A 17,397-nucleotide genomic window follows, 5' to 3' on the forward strand; every position below is an offset into this window, starting at 1 on the left:
GGCCGTTCAACGCGCTTCGCACTTTTGTGCCACGGCCCCTTCGGGGCCTCGCAATGACGTGGCTGGAGTCCGGCGTTTTCGCCATCGGTGCGCGACCGGCTACAATCGGCGCCATCTAACCGAATGGGAGTCGCTCGATGGATGTCGAGATGGGAGAGAACGGCCTGAATGTCCTCGGGATCAGCCGTGAGCAGTGCGCCACCCTGGTCGAGGTGCTGAAAGCCAGCGAGGACCAGCGCTTCATGGAGGACCCCGAACTGCGCAAGCTGTTCAAGCTGCTGGCCGTACTGCAGAGCGATCTGTGGGACGACATGACCGCCGGGGAATTCGACTTTACCCCCTACAAGAAACAGTAGCGTTCACTGGCGTCGCTCCAGGCGCCTGCACCGGAGCCGTCCATGCCCGACAATGAATCCCGCCGGCCGTCCAATTTCGTGATCGGCAATATCTTCCTTGGTGCTGCCGCCATCATGCTGTTTTTCTTCGTAACGCTCTGGGAGGTCCTCGGGGTGTTCGCGCTGCTCATGTGGATGGGGCTGGCCGCCATCGGGGTCTACTTCATCGTGAAAGACAAGGACATCAACCCGGGCGGCCCGCCGAACTGACCCGTTGCATTCGTTACAGCCAACGGCCGTGAACCCGGCCCCGGCATCGCCGGGGCTGGCGCGTTTGCGGGGCGAGTTTCTCGAGTCCCTGGCCCAGCGGGTTGCGGAACTGGAGCGGCTGTCCCGGGCCCTCGACGGTTCGGCCCAGGATGGCGACCGGCTGACCACGCTGTACCGCGAGGCCCAGACCCTGGCGCAGGCCGCCCAGATTTTCGATATCGGGTTGATTCGCGCGGTGGCTGAATCGCTGTGTGCCGCCCTGGCCGGCGTTCGTCGTGCCCCGGCCGGGCCGGATCGCGACCTGATCCATGCCGGGGTTCGGCGCCTCGCGATGAGTGTTGAGGCCTACCGGCAGCGTGCGCGTCCGGTCGCGCAGGCCCGCATGCAGCCCTTGGGCGGGCGCCCGGCCGAAACGCGGGTGTGCCTGATCGACGACGGTGGCGAGGCCGGCGACGAGATCGCTCGCATGCTCGACGAGCAGGGCTTTCGCGTGACGCGGGGTGAAATGGGTGGCACTGGGACCGATAGTGCCCCTGAGGACGCCCCTTTATCCGCCGTGGTGCTGTGCGCCGATACCGTGGCCACGGACGGTGGCGGGTTGCCCGGCTTGGGGGCCGCGTTGGGTAGCGGTCTGCCGGTGCTGGCTGTTGCGCGCAGCTGGAGTTCCGGGGCGCGACTCGAATGCGTGCGCCAAGGCGTGGCGCGTTGTCTCGATCATCCGCTGGCCACGGACACCCTGATCGAGCAGTTGATACAGATCGGCGGCCTGATCGTCGATTCGGACTACCGCGTGCTGCTGGTCAAGAATGATGCGGCCGACGGCGGCCTCGAGTCGTACCTGACTGGCGCCGGTCTGGGTGTAGCCACCGCCTCCGATCCGGAGGTCGTCCGACGTCATCTGCGCGAGGCCGGCGCGGATGTGGTCGTCCTGGATCTGCAGGGGCTAGCCGAACCGGTGGAGTCGTTTGTCGCGTTGCTGCGCACCCGGGACAATGGTGGCGCGATCCCGCTGCTTCTGTTGACCGAGGATCCCAGTCGGATCAATCACCTGATGACGTTGCATCCAGGGGTTGCCGGGGTGTTCCTGAAGCCGGTGGAGCCGGCGCGAGTCGCGGCAACCATCACCGCGCGGGCGCGCCAGATGCGCCAGATTGACGGGGTCAGCCAGGCCTATCGGGATGCGCTGTACGAGCGCGAGCGCGAGCACGTGGCGGTCAACGAGCACTCCCTGGTCAGCATCGCCGATATCGCCGGCAATATCATCTACGCCAACGAGCGGTTCGCGCGGGTGAGCGGCTACGCCGTGTCCGAGCTTATGGGGTGCAACCACCGGATCCTGAAGTCCGGGCAACATCCGCCGGAGTTCTACGCCGACTTGTGGGAGACCATTGCCGCCGGCCAGATCTGGCGGGGCGAGGTGTGCAACCGGGCGCGCAGTGGATCGCTGTACTGGGTGGAGACCACCATCGTCCCGTATCTCGGAAGCAACGGTCGTCCCTACCAGTACGTGTCGATTCGCACCGAGATCACCCACGTGAAGCATCAGGAACACCGCCTGCGCTCGAGCCAGATCTTCGCCAACATGGGGACCTGGGAGTGGGCGCCGAACCGCGAGGCGCTGGGCTGGTCGGAGCGCATCCCGCCGCTTCTGGGCTATCCCGAGGGCGGGCTGGAGCCGACGGTCTCCAATTTCTTGGATGCCGTGCATCCCGATGATCGCGCCCGGGTACGCACCGCCATCGCCAGCAGTCTACGCCGCGGTTCCTACCTCGAGCTGGAACACCGGGTGATGTGGCCGGACGGGTCGGAACACTGGCTGCTGGAACGTGGCGACGTGGTGCGCGGCCAGGACGGCGAGATCCTGTACATGCTGGGCGTGATGCAGGACATCACCAAGCGCAAGAATTCCGAGCTGGCGCTGTCCGACCTGTCCACCCGCCTGCTGGAGTCGCAACGGCTCGCGCGTATCGGCAACTGGGAGATGGATGCGCTTGATGGGCGGATCACCTGGTCCCGGGTGCTCCGCGAGATCTTCGAGCTGGATGCCGAAGACGCGCCGCTCGAACGTGACGACTACCTGAACCTGGTTCACCCGGAGGACCGCCATCAGGTCGAGAGCTTCCTGGCTGGCGTCGGCGAGAGTCGGCACCACGAGATCAACCACCGGGTGGAGCTGCCCGGCGGACGCATCCGCTTTGTCCACATGATCGCGAGCGGACGCTTCGATAGCGACGGCCGATTGACGCACGTCGGCGGAAGCTTGCAGGACATCACCGAGCTGCACCAGGCGCAGGAACACCTGGCGTTGTTCCAGCGCATCTTCGAAGCCTCCGAACAGGGGATCGAAGTGGTGGATCGCGAAGGCCGCTTCGTCTACGTCAATCTGGCTGCTCTGGAGATGCTGGGCTACCGTTCGGAGGAGTTGCTGGGCCGGGATTTCCACGAGCTGGGGATCATCCCGGCGGAGAACAAAAAGGAGGAGCAAGAGATCGACCAGGTGCTGGCCGAGGGCGGGGCCTGGACGGGCAAGCTGCCCCAGCGCTGTGCCAACGGGGCCGTGTTTATTACGGCCAGCACGATCGGCGTGGTGCGCGATGCCCGCGGGGAGCCGCAATACGGCTTCAACATCTTCAGTGATTTTACCGACGAATTGCGCCGTCGCTCGGAGCTCCATCGGGCCCGCGAGACGGCCGAGGCGGCCAACCGCGCCAAATCCGACTTCCTTTCCAACATGAGCCACGAACTGCGCACGCCGATGAATGCCGTTCTCGGCTTTGCCCAGTTGCTGGAGAGCGATCCGGCGCTGGATGGACACCAGCGTGGCCACCTGGAGGAGATCACGCGCGCGGGCCGGCACCTGCTGGACCTGATCAACGAGATCCTGGACCTGGCCCGGATCGAGGCCGGTCGCATGCAGGTCGATCCGGAGCCGGTGGCGCCGGGTCCGGTGCTGGAGGACTGCCTTTCGTTGCTTGCGCCTGTGGCGCGCGAGTATCGGGTGGATCTGGAGCCGGATCAGTTGCCCGAAGTCATGCTGGAGGCCGATCCGCGGCGTCTGAAGCAGGTGCTCCTGAACTTGCTCTCCAACGCGATCAAGTACAACCGGCCAGGCGGAAGCGTACGCGTGAGCTGCGAGCCGTCAGAGGCCGATGTGCGGATCGCCATCCACGACAGCGGGCCGGGGCTGAACGCGGAGCAGTGCCGGCGGTTGTTCCAGCCGTTCGAACGGCTGGCGGCGGAGGAGCAAGGGATCGAGGGCAGCGGTGTCGGGCTTGCGGTTACCCGCAATCTGGTCGACCTGATGGGAGGCGAGATCGGGGTCGACAGCGTGCCGGGGGAGGGCAGTACCTTCTGGTTCCGTCTGCCCCGGGCCCGTGACCGGATGCCGTCCGGCACCGGGGACGATGCGGCACTGCCCGGCGGCTCCGGCGCGCCGGGCGACTGCCGCGTGCTCTGCATTGAGGACCACGATGCCAACCAGCGTCTGATGCGCGAGATGCTCAAACAGCAGGGCGCGGCCGACTGCCGCATGGCGGAATCCGCCGCCGAGGGACTCGACATGGCCCTGCGGGATCCGCCCGAGCTGATCCTGCTGGACCTGAACCTGCCGGTGATGGATGGGTTTCAGGTGCTGCGCGCGTTGCGGGCCGAGCCGGAGCTGGCCGCGATCCCGGTGATTGCGGTGACCGCCGATGCCACGGATGCCACGCGCCAGCGGGCCGAACAGGCCGGTTTCAACGACCTGTTGACCAAGCCGATCGGTGCGAGTGACCTCCTGCGGGCGCTGGATCACTGCCGCGCGAGTCGCCCGGACGGCTGACCCCGCGAGGGGGTGCGTCGCGCACGCCGTCGTCGCGCACGTCGTCCTACAGGAAGAGGAAGCCGACGATTGTCACCGCCGCGATCACCGCGACGGCATCCGCCGTCAGCGCGGCGGCCAGGGTGTGGCGCACGCGCTTGATGCCGATCGCGCCGAAGTACACGGCGAGCACGTAGAATGTGGTCTCGGTCGAGCCCTGCAGGGTCGAGACCAGGATGCCGACATGCGTGTCCGGCCCGGTGGCCGGATCCTGCATGATGCCGGCCATGATGCCGTAGGCGCCGGAGCCGGACAGCGGGCGCAGCAGCGCCATCGGCAGCGCCTCGGCCGGCAGGCCAAACGGCGTGGTCAACGGCCCGACCAGCCCGACAAACATCCCCAGTGCCCCGCTCTCGCGCAGCATGCCCACCGCGACCAGGATCGCGACCAAGTAGGGGATGATGCGCAGCGCGACATTGAAACCCTCCTTCGCCCCCTCCACGAACACCTCGTAGACCGGTACGCCGCGCATGACGCCGTAGGACAGGAAGCCGACCACCAGCCCGGGGATGATCCACGGCGCGATCGCCTGGCCGTAGAGGATGGTCAGCGGGATGATTGCGAGCACTCCGGCCAGCACGGTCAGCGAGACCCACGCGGGATAGCCCTCGGTGGGGACCTCGATGTTCATCGGTTGCTGGTTGGCCGTGTCCGCTGTCGGGTCGGCGTCCTGGGTCGGCTCGGCGGTCGCCTCCCGGCCGGCCTCGCGCATGGTGTCGTCCAGCTCGCTCGCGCCATCCGCGGACGTCTGGTCCGGATCAATGCTGCGAGTCGCCGGGGGTGGCAGGAAGTAGCGCTGCAGGATCAGCGCGCTGGCGATGCCGGCGATGGTCGCGAACAGGGTCGCGAACAGCGTGGTCGGCAGGATCGCGGCCGGGGCCTCGGAACCCAGCGAGGCGCGCAGGGCGATCACGCCGGTGGGCAGCAGCGTGATGCTGGAGGTGTTGATCGCCAGGAACAGCGCCATCGCGTTGGTCGCGGTGCCCGGGTGCGGGTTGAGCTTCTCCAGCTCCTGCATCGCGCGGATGCCGAACGGCGTGGCGGCGTTGCCAAGACCCAGGATGTTCGCGGAGAAATTCAGGATCATCGCGCCCATCGCCGGGTGTTCGGGCGGCACCGACGGGAACAGGCGCACCATCAGTGGCCGCAGTAGCCGCGCCAGTACGGTGAGCAGGCCACCGGCCTCGGCGATCTTCATCAGGCCCAGGAACAGGGCCATCACCCCGACCAACCCCAGCGCCAGCTCCACCGCGGAACCGGCGGCCTCGATCGCGCCCTCGGACAGGGCCTGCATCGGTTGTTCGTCGGGATCGGTGGAGCGGATCTCGCGGATCGCGGCCGTCGCCACGGCGATCACGATCAGCGCGAGAAAGATCAGGTTCATGCGGTGCAGTGTGCCACGGTCAGCGGTTCTCCCCGCGTGATACACCGCGCAGCACGGCATCCATCGCGCGGGCCGGTAGCAGCCACTTGAGGAAGGCGAACAGCCGCGTGGGGAAGGTCACGTGATAGCGCACCCGCGGGCGGCGGGCCTCCAGGGCGTGCACGACACAGCGCGCGACGGCCTCGGGCCCCAGCGTGAACGGTGCATCGGCCTCGGCGTCCGCCATGCGGGCCTCGGCGGCGCGGTAGGTCTCCTGCCAGGGGCCGTGTTCGCGCTGGACGTGGTAGCGAAAGGCCTTCAGCGCGTTGGCGCGGAACGCGCTGCGGATCGGCCCCGGCTCGATCAAGGCGACATGGATGCCGGTCCCGTGGAGTTCCTGGCGCAGGGTGTCGCTCATGCCCTCGATCGCGAATTTGGAGGTCACGTAGGCCCCGCGCAGGCGCAGGGCGACCAGGCCCAGGACCGAGCTGTTCTGGATGATGCGGCCTTCGCCGGCGCGGCGCATGGCGGGCAGGACGGCGTTGGTCAGTTCCAGCCAGCCGAGGACGTTGGTCTCCAGCTGCGCGCGCAGCGTGGCGCGGTTCAGATCCTCCACGGCGCCGGGCTGGCCGTAGGCGCCGTTGTTGAACAGGGCATACAGATGGCCGTCGGTCCGGTGCAGGATCTCGGTGACCGCGCTGTGGATGCTGGCGGAGTCGTCCAGATCCAGCTGCAAGGCCTCGAAGCCGTCCTTCTTCAGCCGGGCGACATCCTCACCGCGCCGGGCGGTGGCGAACACGCGGTAGCCGCGATCACGCAGCACGCGCGCGGTACAGGCCCCGATGCCGCTGGAGCAGCCGGTAATCAGGACCGCACGGGAAGCAGTGTCACTCACGGCGGCGCGCTCAGTAGGTCAGGGTGGCGACGCCGTCCTCGACGACCTCGCCGATGAAGGCACCGCCGCCGCGCATCCCGTCCAGTTCCGGCACTGCGTTGTCCAGCGTCAGGCCGTTCTCGCTCATCGCTCCGGCGCAGGCGTAGAAGGCGCAGCCGGCCTCGTGGGCGTCCTGCATGAAGCTGTAGACGGACTTCTCCCTGGCCTCGCCGGGGTAGATGGTCTCCGCCACGCCCTGACGCAGCAGGCGTGTGGTGCCGGCGGCGAAGTAGATCTCCACCTCGAGATCCATCGCGGCGGCGACGGTGGCCTGGAAGAAGGGCGCCCCCAGCGTGCCAGGGCGATCCAGGTCCAGGTTCAGCAGCATGATCACGATCTTTTCGGCCATGACAGGTCCTTGCGCGGTCGTATCGTCGAGTTGGGGGTGAATGATCCGCGCTCCGACCGCCCGGCGCAAACCCCAGCGCGGATTGGCCGGGCAGCATCAAGAGACGCCCCCGGTGGCGGCGGATATCGGCTGCATGGCCCTGAACGGCTCCCGCCTTGTCGTCATCCCGGACGCGTTCGAGCCGTACCCACCGCCGTCATTCCGGACACATTCGCGTCGTCCCCACTGCCGTCATCCCGGACACCGCGTAGCGGTGATCCGGGATCTCCCCGGTCGGGAAGGGGCTGACGCTGGAGATCCCGGCTCTACGCTGCGCGTCCGCCGGGATGACGTTGAGGGGGGCAGGAGAGCGGGCTGCCCATGCTTGCCGGAGAAATACCGTTCTGGATTATGAAAACGGATTGTCGGAAGCGAAGGCCTTTCATTCCCCGAAAACGGCCGCATAATACGCCTCAACCCGTGTTTTCGCGGATGCATTCCGAGGATTCCAGTCATGCCCATTTACGAATACCAGTGCAAGGATTGCGGCGAGGTCTCCGAGATCCTGCAGAAGATCTCCGATCCGCCGGCCACCATTTGCCCGGAGTGTGGTGCCGAGGCCCTGACCAAGCAGGTGTCAGCGGCCGGCTTCCGTCTGGCCGGCGGCGGCTGGTACGAGACCGACTTCAAGAAGGACGGCAAGCGCAACCTGAAAGAGGGCAGCAGCTCGGCCACCAGTTCCAGCGGCAGTAGCTCAACGAAGTCGGACGCCTCCGGAAAGTCCGCATCTTCCGGTAGCGCCAAGACCGGTACCGCCGCGACCGGCACCTGATCAATGCTGGTCTCCCTGCGCCGCTATCTGATTGCAGGGCTGCTGGTCTGGCTGCCGCTGATCGTCACCGGCTTTGTCATCAAGTTGCTGGTCGACCTGCTGGACTTCACCATCCTCCTTCTGCCGCCGCCCTGGCGGCCGGAGGCGATTCTCGGCTTCTCCATCCCGGGTGCCGGCATCGTGCTGGCGGTGGTGGTGGTGTTCGTGACCGGGGTGGTGGTGGCCAATATCGTTGGGCGCAAGCTGGTGTCGGTGGGCGAATCGATCGTCCGCCGCATCCCGCTGGTCAGTTCGATCTACGGCGCCGTCAAACAGGTCACCGAGACCGTGCTGTCCGACGGCGGGCAGGCGTTTCGCAAGGTGATGTTGATCGAGTATCCGCGCCGCGGCCTGTGGTCCGTGGGGTTCATGACCGGTGTCGCCGTCGGCGAGGTGCAGGACCGCACCGAGCGTGACGTCATCACCGTTTTCGTCCCGACCACGCCCAATCCCACCTCCGGCTTCGTGATCATGGTCCCGCGCGAGGAAGCCATCGAACTGGACATGACGGTGGAGGATGGTCTCAAGTTCGTGATGTCCATGGGGGTCGTGACACCGATGAGAAGCCCTGAAGAAGCGCCGGCGCCGGTTGCGCAGGGGCAGGGCAAATCGTAAGATTTCCGGCCTTTTCGCGGGTGCGAACGCCATGTTCGTCCCGTTTTCCCGACTCACCGTGCAGGCCCCTGGCGGGCGTGCCCTTCGGCTGGAACAGCGCAATGCGAACTCATCTGTGTGGACGTGTCACCGAGAACGAACTCGACTCGGAGGTGACCCTTTGCGGCTGGGTGAACCGCCGACGGGACCACGGGGGGGTGATCTTCGTGGACCTGCGCGACCATGCGGGCCTGGTCCAGGTGGTGTTTGACCCTGACCGCGAGGAGGTCTTCGCGCGCGCCGAGCAGCTGCGCACCGAGTACGTGATCCGCATGACCGGCCGCGTGCGCCGGCGCCCCGAGGGCACCGAGAATCCCGACCTGCCCACCGGCGCCGTGGAGATCCTCGGGCTCGAGCTGGAGGTCCTGAACGCCGCCAAGACCCCGCCATTCCCGCTGGACGACGAAGACGTCGGCGAGGACACCCGCCTGCGCTATCGCTACATGGATCTGCGCCGCCCGTTGATGCAGCAGCGCCTGCGCCTGCGCGCGCAGGTCTCCGCGGCCATGCGCCGCTTCCTCGAGGAGCGCGAGTTCCTCGACCTCGAGACCCCGATGCTGACCAAGGCCACGCCGGAAGGCGCGCGTGACTACCTGGTGCCCAGCCGCACGCATCCGGGCAGCTTCTTCGCCCTGCCGCAGTCGCCGCAGCTGTTCAAGCAGTTGCTGATGATGTCCGGCATGGATCGTTACTACCAGATCACCCGCTGCTTCCGTGACGAGGACCTGCGCGCCGACCGCCAGCCGGAGTTCACCCAGCTGGATATGGAGATGGCGTTCGTCGACGAGGCGGACGTGATGGAGGTGACCGAGGGCCTGATTCGCCACCTGTTCCGCGAGGTCCAGGGCGTCGAGTTGCCGGATCCGTTCCCGCGCATGGCCTATGCCGAGGCGATGGCCCGCTTTGGCTCCGACAAGCCGGATCTGCGCATCCCGCTGGAGTTCACCGAGCTGACCGAGGTGATGCAGGCGGTGGAGTTCAAGGTCTTCAACGGCCCGGCGAACGACCCCGAGGGTCGCGTGGCCGCGCTGCGCGTGCCGGGTGGTGCCAAGCTCACGCGCAAGGAGATCGACGTCTACACCGAGTACGTCGGTCGCTACGGCGCGAAGGGCCTGGCCTACATCAAGGTCAACGACCCGACCGATCTCGCGGGCGGGTTGCAGTCGCCCATCCTCAAGTTCCTGCCGGAGGACGTGACCCGGCAGATCCTGGAGAAGACCGCAGCCGCCGCCGGCGACCTGATCTTCTTCGGCGCGGACAAGGCCTCGGTGGTCAACGAGGCGATCGGCGCCCTGCGCGTGAAGATCGGCCACGACCTGGAGCTGGTCGAGGCAGGCTGGCAGCCGCTGTGGGTGGTCGACTTCCCGATGTTCGAGTACGACGACCAGGACAAGCGCCTGTACGCCCTGCATCACCCGTTCACCGCCCCGGCAGTGGACAGTCCGGAGGCGCTGCGCGCCAACCCGCGCGAGGCGCTGTCCCGCGCCTACGACATGGTGCTCAACGGCACCGAGGTCGGCGGCGGCTCGATCCGTATCCACAACCCCGAGATGCAGCAGGCCGCGTTCGAGGCCCTGGGCATCGGTGAGGAAGAGGCGCGCGAGAAGTTCGGCTTCCTGCTGGATGCCCTGAACTTCGGCGCCCCGCCGCACGGCGGCCTGGCCTTTGGCCTCGACCGCCTGGTGATGCTGATGAGCGGTGCCCACTCGATCCGCGACGTGATGGCCTTCCCCAAGACCCAGACCGCCGCCTGCCTGCTGACCGACGCCCCGGCCCCGGTCGGCGAGAAGCAGCTGCGCGAGCTGGGTATCCGTCTGCGTCCCAGCGCCACGCAACAGGCCGAGTAACCGCTTGTCCGGCCGAACGCCATGACCGGCATGCGCAGCAGTGTGGTCATGGTCCATGGCTGGCACATGCCGGGCCTGGAGATGGCCCTGCTGGGCCGCCGTTTGCGCGCGGCCGGCCACGAGGTTCACGGGTTCCGCTATGCCTCGCGCCGGCAAACGCCGGAGCAGGCCGCGCGCGCCCTGGCTGCGTTTCTCGAGGATGTCCCCGGCGACCTCGTGCACCTGGTTGCCCATAGCCTGGGCGGTGTGATCGTGCGCCACCTGTTCGAGGTCGCGCCGGTGCAGCGCCCTGGGCGTATCGTGATGCTGGGTTCGCCGCTGCAGGGCAGTCGTGTGGCCGCGCGCCTCGCGCAGAACCGAATTGGCCGCTGGTGGCTGGGCGCCGCCCTGGACCGTGGCCTGCTCGGCGGCAGTCCCGTCCTGCGCGGTCGCGACGTCGGCATGATCGCCGGCAGCAAGCCGTTCGGGCCGGGGCCCTGGGTCGCGCCGCTCCCGGATCCGCACGATGGCACGGTCGCGGTGGACGAGACGCGCGGCCCGGAGGTCTCGCGCCACCTCACCATGCCGGTCTCCCACTTCGGCATGCTGGTCAACCGTCTGCTGGTCCAGGAGACCCTCCATTTCCTGGAAACGGGCGAGTTCCTGCCATAACCCCAGCGGGCCCGACCCCACCGCCGCCCCCGTCATTGCGAGGAGCGCAGCGACGAAGCAATCTCCGTCCGGAACCAACGGATCGTGACTCCAGCGCTCTGCCAGCGTGAGGAGATTGCCACGGCCCCTTCGGGGCCTCGCAATGACGGGGCTTGTGCGGTTGGTGACGCGCTGCGCGTCCTTCTTCGGGCCGGCCTGCGGCCGTTCAACGCAGCTTCGCTGCTTTTGTGCTTCGTCGCTGCGCTCCTCGCGATGACGGGGGAGGGAAGAGGCGGTGTGGGTGAGTGCTGCGCCGGCATCCGTGATTACCGCCGCGCCAGCGATTAGACTGTGCGGGTCCTGCGGCTCGGTGGAATCCCGGGGCCGCTGCAACCGAACTCAATTCAAGGAGTCGTGACCGAATGGCAGGCCACAGCAAGTGGGCGAACATCCAGCATCGCAAGAATGCCCAGGACGCCAAGCGCGGCAAACTCTTCACCAAGCTGATCCGCGAGATCACCGTGGCTGCGCGCCAGGGCGGCTCGGACCCGGAGACCAACCCGCGCCTGCGCCTGGCGATCGACAAGGCGCTGGGCGCCAACATGACCCGCGACACCATCGAGCGCGCGGCCAAGCGCGGGGCGGGCGAGAGCGACGGCGACAACGTCGAGGAGATCCGCTACGAGGGCTACGGTCCGGGCGGCGCGGCCATCCTGGTCGACTGCATGACCGACAATCGCAACCGCACGGTCGCCGAGGTGCGCCACGCCTTCTCCAAGATGGGCGGCAACCTGGGTACCGACGGTTCGGTGGCCTATCTCTTCCAGAACAAGGGCGTGATCCGCTTCGCCCCCGGGCTGGACGAAGAGGTGGTGATGGAGGCCGCGCTGGAGGGCGGGGCCGAAGACGTCCAGGTCGAGGATGACGGTTCCATTGAGGTCATCACCGAACCCGATACCTATCAGGACGTCCGCGCCGCGCTGGCGGAACGCGAACTCCAGCCGGAGGATGCCGAGGTCACTTGGCGCCCGGAGACGCTCGCGCCCCTGGATGCGGAGACCGCCGAGTCGATCCTCAAGCTGCTGGACATGCTCGACGACCTGGATGACGTGCAGAACGTCTTCACCAATGCCGACTTTCCCGACGAGGTCAGCGGTGACTGATCCGGCCGCCGCGTGACCGGCGTGCGCATCCTCGGGATCGACCCCGGTTCCCGGATCACCGGCTTCGCGGTCGTCGAGTATGATCGCAGCCGCGGCCGCTCCTGCGGGCACGGTGTGATCCGGCCCAAGGCCAAGGGTTTCCCCGAGCGCCTGGGCGAGATCTTCGCCGGCGTGGTCGAGGTGATCGATGAACTGAAGCCCGACGTGCTGGCCATCGAATCGGTGTTCGTCGCGCGCAATGCCCAGTCTGCGATCAAGCTGGGACATGCCCGGGGCGCGGCCATCTGCGCCGCCACCCAGGCCGGCCTTGCGGTACACGAATACGCCCCGCGTGCGATCAAGCTGGCCGTGGTCGGCATCGGCGGGGCGGACAAGGAACAGGTCCAGCACATGATGCAGCAACTTCTACGCCTGGCCGAACCGGCCAGCAGCGATGCCGCCGACGCCCTGGCCGTCGCGCTTTGCCACGCTCACACCCAGCAGCACGAGGCGCGCCTGGCGGCCGCCACCTCCGGCTCGATCGGGGGCCGTCCATGATCGCGCGGCTGGAAGGCCGGCTGATTAGCCGGGAGGTCAATGGCGTCGTGATCGACGCCGGCGGGGTTGGCTACGAGGTTGACGTCCCTTTGTCCACGCTGGCGGCCCTGCCGGAGCCGGGCGAGACCGTCGTGCTGGCCACCCATCTGGTCGTGCGCGAGGATGCCCACCAGCTCTTCGGCTTCCTGAACAAGCGCGATCGCGACCTGTTCCGGCGTCTGATCCGTGTGAACGGAATCGGCGCGAAGCTGGCGCTCGCCATGCTTTCTACCTACGCCGGCGACGAGTTGGCGGGCCTGATCAGCGGCGGCGATGTCACCGGCCTGGCCAAGGTGCCGGGTATCGGCAAGCGTACCGCCGAGCGCATCGTGCTGGAACTGGGCGAACGCCTTGCCGAGATGGGCTTTGCCGCCGCACCCGCCGGGGGAGCGGGCGGCAGCGAACCGACGCCCGCCGCCGCGATGGAAGCCGAGGCCCTGGCCGCGCTGGAGTCGTTGGGCTATCAACGCGCCAGCGCCGAGAAGATGGTCGCCGCCGTCCGCGACCAGGCGGACTCGGTGGAGACCCTGGTACGCCTGGCCCTCCGCGCCACCGTCAAGCGCTAACGCGCACCAAGCCGCGCGGCGGCTCGCTTGCTGCCGTTTGAGGCGTCTTCTGCCCTCTCGCCCAGTAGGGGCTGGTCCCGGTTCGTCGTTGGGTGTTTACGGTGGCTTCGGTCCGCATACTGCCCGGCGCTGACTCGCCAGCGCGCCGCGAGGTACTTCTTTGCTCGTGCAAAGAAGTACCCAAGAAACACGCGCGACTGCCGCGACCCCGGCCCGCTGCGCGGGCCGGGGTTTCCCTCGCTCCGAGGCTTTTCGCGGGCGGCGCTGAACTCGCTGCGCCTGCGGCTCCGCTCAGACATCCAGCGCCTTGAATCCCGCGAAAAGCCTCTCCACTCGGCGCGACGACAACGGGGAGGCAGGTCCAAACAACGGCTATCCCAGCGTTCTTGCCAGTGGATGATGGCTAGGTCTTCGAACATCTTCGGCACGTTCGGCCTTTGGCCATGGCGTGCCGCGCCCGCAGAGCGGGCGCCGAGGGTGTTCGAACGGCTGTGCCTGTTGTTGTGCTACGGGGCAGGAATACCAGCTGTTTTGACGTTCCCCTCCCGTATGGAGCCCCTTGCGGAAGGGTTCTCGGGCCGGGAGAAGGCGCTGGATGTCTGAGCGAAGCGCAGCGTAGCGAGTTCAGCGCCGCCGGGCCGAGGGCCCTGGAGCAAGGTTCCCGGGCGGAATCCGGGTGCCCTTCTTTGGGTACTTTCTTGGGCAAGCAAGAAAGTACCTCGGGGCGCGCTGGCGAGTCAGCGCGTGGCAGGCGGCGTACCGAGGGCACGTAAACACCGGAGGACGAACCAGGGCCAGCCATCAGGCTGTACCGGGGGGGTCTTGGCAATGCAGGGAAGAAAGACGGCGGGACGCCGCCAAACGCGCTAGCGCGACGAGCCGAGGCTTTTCTCGATGCGGTCGGCGAGGGCGACCAGGCGTTCCGAGCTTCCGGAGGTGTCCGCGCCGGCCTTCTGCTGCCGGCACTCCAGCATCTCGTGCGCCAGATTGAGCGCCACCATCACCGCGATGCGCTCGGCGCCCACGATGCGCCCGCCATCGCGCAACTCGCGCATGCGCTCGTCGATCAGCGAAGCCGAGGCAAACAGGTCGGCGCGTTCCTCCGGTGGGCAGGCGATCTGGTACTCCTTGCCCATGATGGAGACGCGGACGGGTTCGGACTGGCTCATTCGCTGTGCTCCATCGAGCGCAGGCGCGCGATCATGTTCTCGACCCGGTGGCGCGCCTGTTCGTTGCGTTCCTTGAAGGCCGCGCGTTCGCCCTTGAGCTGGCGGATCTGCTCCTGCAACAGGTGGTTCTCCTCGCGCAGGGCCGCATGCTCTTCCAGAAGGCGCGTGATCGCGGCCTCCAGGCGTTCGGTCGGGTCGATCGCTGAATCGTCGTTCGGCTGCATGGCCTCGGGCCCCGCGTGGTAGGTGCGGCTTTCGCCGCGAGTCGATTAATCTCTGGAGTCTAGGAGGCGTTCGAGCGAAGCGTCAACTTGCGTGACTCACAGGGAGACGCCGGTCAATGTACGCGTTCGTGCACCAGGCATTCCGGGGTTTGTTGCGGCCTGGCACCCGCGCTGGCCACAATACGTGGAATCCCCTAGCCATCAAGTGTTGTCGCCCATGACCCAGCCACCCGAACCCGGCCCCGACGCTACCGTGATCGAGGGTACGGCTCATAACGGAAAGCCGTGCCGGATTGTCGACAATACGGGCACTGTGCCGCGTCCGGAGCTGGAGCAGCTGTTGAACGCCTTGATCGAGGACAAGCGCTTCGGTCTCAACATGCTGTCCTCCACCGGCTCCAGCGCGATCAAGCTAGGCGAGCCGCAGTTCACCCATCTGCAGGTGGGGGACGATCTCTACCGCTTCCTGCTGTTCCCCTACGAAGCGCGGCTGGAGTCCTTCTGATGACGCATTCACCGGGCACCGGAAACGCCAAGTCCCTGGACGGTCTGGAGCGCGACCCCGAGGCCCTGCGCGAGCAGCTCGAACACGGGCTGCGCAGCATGGGCTATGCGCAGACGCCGGCCTCGGCCCACGGGCTGTTCACCGGATGCCTGGTAGCCGATCCGGGTTCCGACGTGGATGCCCTGGAAGCCAGCCTGGGCGAGGCCCTGCCACTGACCGAAGGCGCAGGAGAGCGCTTCGACAAGACCGTGGAGGCGATCCGCCGCGCGCTGCTGGCGCAGCTCTACGACGTGGAGCTGGGCTTTGGTCCGCTGTTGCCGGAGGACGACGCCATCGAGGCGCAGGCCCAGGCCCTGTCGGAGTGGGTGGACGGCTTCATTGCCGGGCTGGGGCAGACGCCGCGGCTGGCCAAGCTCAAGCCCTCGGCCGAGGCTAGCGAGATCCTGCGCGACTTCGCCGAGATTGCTCGCATCGAACTGGAACCGGACGATGACGAGGACAACGCGGCGGCCTTCGAGGAACTCAACGAATACGTGCGCGTGGGCGTGCTGCTGATCGCCGACGAGCTGGCCCCGGACGACCCGAAACGGATCCCGATGCAATGACGCGAACGCGACAAGCCCCCCGGCCGGGCCGGATGCCGGAGATCCCGCAGGGCGAGTTTGCCCGGCGCCGCCAGCGGTTGATGCGGGCGATCGGGCCGGACTCGATTATCGTCGTCCCGGCCGCCCACGAGCGCACCCGCAACCGGGACGTCGAATATCCCTTCCGTCAGGACAGCGACTTCCTCTACCTGACCGGCTTCCCCGAGGCGGATGCAGTGGCGGTGCTGGTGCCGGGCCGCCCGGCCGGCGAATACATCCTGTTCTGCCGCGACCGCGACCCCACCCAGGAGACCTGGCAAGGGCGGCGCGCGGGGCCGGACGGCGCGATGGAGACGTACGGGGCCGAGTGCGCCTTCCCGATCGAGGATATCGACGAGATCCTGCCGGGGCTGATGGAGAACCGCGCAGTGCTGGCCGCGCCGTTCGGACGCGACGAGCCCCTGGACCAGCGCCTGTTCGGCTGGGTCAACCAGGTCCGGGCCAAGGCCCGCAACGGCGTGCGCGCGCCGCACGAGTTCGTTGCGGTGGAGCACCACCTGCACGAGCAGCGGCTGTTCAAGAAGGCACCGGAGCTGAAGCTAATGCGCCACGCCGCGGCCATCTCTACCCAGGCGCATGTGCGCGCGATGCAGGCCTGCCGGCCGGGCCTGACCGAGTTCGCGGTGGAGGCGGAACTGCTGCACGAATTCCACCGCTACGGGACCGAGACCGCGTACCCCTCCATCGTTGGCGGTGGCGAGAACGGCTGCATCCTGCATTACATCGAGAACCGCGCCGCGCTGAACGACGGCGACCTGCTGCTGATCGACGCCGGCTGCGAGGTGCAGGGCTACGCCTCGGATATCACCCGTACCTTCCCGGTCTCCGGGCGCTTCGGCGAGCGCCAGCGCGAGGTCTACGAGTGCGTGCTGGCCGCCCAGCTCGCCGCGATCGAGCAGGTCCGGCCCGGCAACGACTGGGACACCCCGCATGTAACCGCCGTACGCGAGTTGACCCGCGGGCTCAAGGAGCTGGGCGTGCTCAAGGGCCGCCTGGACAAGCTGATCCGCGACCAGGCCTACCGCCCGTTCTACATGCACCGCACCGGCCACTGGCTGGGGCTGGACGTGCACGACGTCGGCGACTATCGCGTCGGCGACGCCTGGCGCCAGCTGGAACCGGGCATGGTGATGACCGTGGAGCCCGGGCTCTACTTCGGGCCCTACAGCGAGGCACCGAAGGAGCTGCGCGGTATCGGCGTACGTATCGAGGATGACGTGGCCGTCACCCGCGACGGCCACGAGGTCCTGACCGCCGACTGCCCCAAGACCGTCGCCGACATCGAGGCCTGCATGGCCGGCGACCTCCCGGGCTGGAACTGACCATGCCCGCCCGCCACATCGCCCGTTGCAATGAAAGGCCGGGGATTCGGTCCGGCGCTCTTCGCCTGCAAGCAGGCTCCTACAGGGGGAAGGATGCACGAGCCTCCGTAGGGGCCTGCTTGCAGGCGAAGGGGGGA

19 protein-coding genes are annotated in these 17,397 nt (G+C 67.6%); 14 read left to right on the plus strand and 5 right to left on the minus strand.

All coding sequences use genetic code 11. From position 1 onward, the window contains the following. The first annotated feature begins 137 nt into the window (after positions 1-137). The 3 genes from G333_RS0112300 to G333_RS0112310 are packed head-to-tail and all read left to right on the plus strand — an operon-like array spanning position 138 to position 4,425. The gene (locus G333_RS0112300) at positions 138-356 is read left to right on the plus strand and encodes a hypothetical protein (protein ID WP_018143900.1); all 219 of its coding nucleotides are present in this window, start codon (positions 138-140) and stop codon (positions 354-356) included. Positions 357-398: 42 nt separating this feature from the next. Beyond that, entirely contained in the window at positions 399-605 is a 207-nt protein-coding gene (locus tag G333_RS0112305) for a hypothetical protein (RefSeq protein ID WP_018176042.1), read from the plus strand. Between the two features lie 28 nt (positions 606-633). After that, positions 634-4,425 (plus strand): PAS domain-containing protein, encoded by a 3,792-nt coding sequence (locus tag G333_RS0112310; protein ID WP_019628583.1) that lies wholly within the window; start codon positions 634-636, stop codon positions 4,423-4,425. Positions 4,426-4,471: 46 nt separating this feature from the next. Here the strand turns inward: G333_RS0112310 and G333_RS0112315 are convergent, their stop codons facing one another. Genes G333_RS0112315 through G333_RS0112325 form a run of 3 tightly spaced genes read right to left on the minus strand, consistent with a single transcriptional unit; the run spans position 4,472 to position 7,110 of the window. After that, positions 4,472-5,848 (minus strand): nucleoside recognition domain-containing protein, encoded by a 1,377-nt coding sequence (locus G333_RS0112315; protein ID WP_019628584.1) that lies wholly within the window; start codon positions 5,846-5,848, stop codon positions 4,472-4,474. A gap of 19 nt (positions 5,849-5,867) precedes the next feature. Next, entirely contained in the window at positions 5,868-6,722 is an 855-nt protein-coding gene (locus G333_RS0112320; RefSeq protein ID WP_018168497.1) for an SDR family NAD(P)-dependent oxidoreductase, read from the minus strand. A 10-nt stretch (positions 6,723-6,732) separates the two neighbouring features. Then, a complete protein-coding gene (locus G333_RS0112325; protein ID WP_018143893.1) occupies positions 6,733-7,110 on the minus strand; it encodes a DsrE family protein in 378 nt (125 codons plus the stop codon). A gap of 493 nt (positions 7,111-7,603) precedes the next feature. Between G333_RS0112325 and G333_RS0112330 the strand changes: the two genes are divergently transcribed. The 8 genes from G333_RS0112330 (at position 7,604) to G333_RS15300 (ending at position 13,999) form a co-directional block, all read left to right on the plus strand. After that, positions 7,604-7,921, plus strand: coding sequence for an FmdB family zinc ribbon protein (locus G333_RS0112330; RefSeq protein ID WP_018143892.1), 318 nt, complete (start codon positions 7,604-7,606; stop codon positions 7,919-7,921). A gap of 3 nt (positions 7,922-7,924) precedes the next feature. Beyond that, positions 7,925-8,575, plus strand: coding sequence for a DUF502 domain-containing protein (locus tag G333_RS0112335; RefSeq protein ID WP_018143891.1), 651 nt, complete (start codon positions 7,925-7,927; stop codon positions 8,573-8,575). A gap of 101 nt (positions 8,576-8,676) precedes the next feature. Further along, positions 8,677-10,461, plus strand: a complete 1,785-nt coding sequence (gene aspS, locus G333_RS0112340; protein WP_019628585.1) for an aspartate--tRNA ligase — start codon at positions 8,677-8,679, stop codon at positions 10,459-10,461. Between the two features lie 21 nt (positions 10,462-10,482). Then, positions 10,483-11,112 carry a triacylglycerol lipase gene (locus G333_RS0112345; RefSeq protein ID WP_018938742.1) on the plus strand — a complete coding sequence of 210 codons (630 nt, stop codon included), beginning with the start codon at positions 10,483-10,485 and terminating at the stop codon, positions 11,110-11,112. Positions 11,113-11,513: 401 nt separating this feature from the next. Continuing rightward, a complete protein-coding gene (locus G333_RS0112350) occupies positions 11,514-12,254 on the plus strand; it encodes a YebC/PmpR family DNA-binding transcriptional regulator (protein ID WP_018168501.1) in 741 nt (246 codons plus the stop codon). A 21-nt stretch (positions 12,255-12,275) separates the two neighbouring features. Further along, a complete protein-coding gene (gene ruvC, locus G333_RS0112355) occupies positions 12,276-12,791 on the plus strand; it encodes a crossover junction endodeoxyribonuclease RuvC (RefSeq protein WP_026181986.1) in 516 nt (171 codons plus the stop codon). After that, positions 12,788-13,396: a Holliday junction branch migration protein RuvA gene (gene ruvA / locus G333_RS0112360; RefSeq protein ID WP_019628586.1), complete on the plus strand. Its 609-nt coding sequence runs from the start codon at positions 12,788-12,790 to the stop codon at positions 13,394-13,396. The genes ruvC and ruvA overlap by 4 nt, the downstream gene beginning before the upstream one ends. 396 nt (positions 13,397-13,792) lie before the next feature. Beyond that, positions 13,793-13,999 (plus strand): hypothetical protein, encoded by a 207-nt coding sequence (locus G333_RS15300; protein ID WP_155986125.1) that lies wholly within the window; start codon positions 13,793-13,795, stop codon positions 13,997-13,999. A gap of 263 nt (positions 14,000-14,262) precedes the next feature. Here G333_RS15300 and G333_RS0112365 read toward each other — a convergent pair whose 3' ends face one another. Beyond that, positions 14,263-14,565 (minus strand): cell division protein ZapA, encoded by a 303-nt coding sequence (locus tag G333_RS0112365; protein ID WP_018143885.1) that lies wholly within the window; start codon positions 14,563-14,565, stop codon positions 14,263-14,265. Continuing rightward, complete coding sequence (locus G333_RS0112370; protein ID WP_018950274.1) at positions 14,562-14,789, minus strand: cell division protein ZapB; 228 nt, start codon at positions 14,787-14,789, stop codon at positions 14,562-14,564. Before G333_RS0112370 ends, G333_RS0112365 begins: the two co-directional genes overlap by 4 nt. Positions 14,790-15,006: 217 nt before the next feature. Here G333_RS0112370 and G333_RS0112375 point away from each other — a divergent pair, with 217 nt between their 5' ends. Genes G333_RS0112375 through pepP form a run of 3 tightly spaced genes read left to right on the plus strand, consistent with a single transcriptional unit; the run spans position 15,007 to position 17,260 of the window. Next, positions 15,007-15,294, plus strand: coding sequence for a hypothetical protein (locus tag G333_RS0112375; protein ID WP_018168504.1), 288 nt, complete (start codon positions 15,007-15,009; stop codon positions 15,292-15,294). Further along, a complete protein-coding gene (locus tag G333_RS0112380) occupies positions 15,294-15,899 on the plus strand; it encodes a UPF0149 family protein (RefSeq protein WP_018938739.1) in 606 nt (201 codons plus the stop codon). Before G333_RS0112375 ends, G333_RS0112380 begins: the two co-directional genes overlap by 1 nt. A gap of 32 nt (positions 15,900-15,931) precedes the next feature. Further along, positions 15,932-17,260 carry a Xaa-Pro aminopeptidase gene (pepP, locus tag G333_RS0112385; protein WP_018649783.1) on the plus strand — a complete coding sequence of 443 codons (1,329 nt, stop codon included), beginning with the start codon at positions 15,932-15,934 and terminating at the stop codon, positions 17,258-17,260. Positions 17,261-17,397: the final 137 nt, after the last annotated feature.

The sequence above is a fragment of the Thioalkalivibrio sp. AKL10 genome (genome assembly GCF_000381845.1).
GTDB lineage: Bacteria > Pseudomonadota > Gammaproteobacteria > Ectothiorhodospirales > Ectothiorhodospiraceae > Thioalkalivibrio > Thioalkalivibrio versutus.

Coding starts and splice junctions, on each gene's coding strand:
- G333_RS0112335 (WP_018143891.1), top strand. CDS start 7,925: ATGCTGGTCTCCCTGCGCCGCTATCTGATTGCAGGGCTGCTGGTCTGG.
- G333_RS0112330 (WP_018143892.1), top strand. CDS start 7,604: ATGCCCATTTACGAATACCAGTGCAAGGATTGCGGCGAGGTCTCCGAG.
- G333_RS0112300 (WP_018143900.1), top strand. CDS start 138: ATGGATGTCGAGATGGGAGAGAACGGCCTGAATGTCCTCGGGATCAGC.
- G333_RS0112370 (WP_018950274.1), bottom strand. CDS start 14,789: ATGCAGCCGAACGACGATTCAGCGATCGACCCGACCGAACGCCTGGAG.
- G333_RS0112315 (WP_019628584.1), bottom strand. CDS start 5,848: ATGAACCTGATCTTTCTCGCGCTGATCGTGATCGCCGTGGCGACGGCC.
- aspS (WP_019628585.1), top strand. CDS start 8,677: ATGCGAACTCATCTGTGTGGACGTGTCACCGAGAACGAACTCGACTCG.
- G333_RS0112350 (WP_018168501.1), top strand. CDS start 11,514: ATGGCAGGCCACAGCAAGTGGGCGAACATCCAGCATCGCAAGAATGCC.
- G333_RS0112325 (WP_018143893.1), bottom strand. CDS start 7,110: ATGGCCGAAAAGATCGTGATCATGCTGCTGAACCTGGACCTGGATCGC.
- G333_RS0112305 (WP_018176042.1), top strand. CDS start 399: ATGCCCGACAATGAATCCCGCCGGCCGTCCAATTTCGTGATCGGCAAT.
- pepP (WP_018649783.1), top strand. CDS start 15,932: ATGCCGGAGATCCCGCAGGGCGAGTTTGCCCGGCGCCGCCAGCGGTTG.
- G333_RS0112365 (WP_018143885.1), bottom strand. CDS start 14,565: ATGAGCCAGTCCGAACCCGTCCGCGTCTCCATCATGGGCAAGGAGTAC.
- G333_RS15300 (WP_155986125.1), top strand. CDS start 13,793: ATGATGGCTAGGTCTTCGAACATCTTCGGCACGTTCGGCCTTTGGCCA.
- G333_RS0112345 (WP_018938742.1), top strand. CDS start 10,483: ATGACCGGCATGCGCAGCAGTGTGGTCATGGTCCATGGCTGGCACATG.
- G333_RS0112375 (WP_018168504.1), top strand. CDS start 15,007: ATGACCCAGCCACCCGAACCCGGCCCCGACGCTACCGTGATCGAGGGT.
- G333_RS0112380 (WP_018938739.1), top strand. CDS start 15,294: ATGACGCATTCACCGGGCACCGGAAACGCCAAGTCCCTGGACGGTCTG.
- ruvA (WP_019628586.1), top strand. CDS start 12,788: ATGATCGCGCGGCTGGAAGGCCGGCTGATTAGCCGGGAGGTCAATGGC.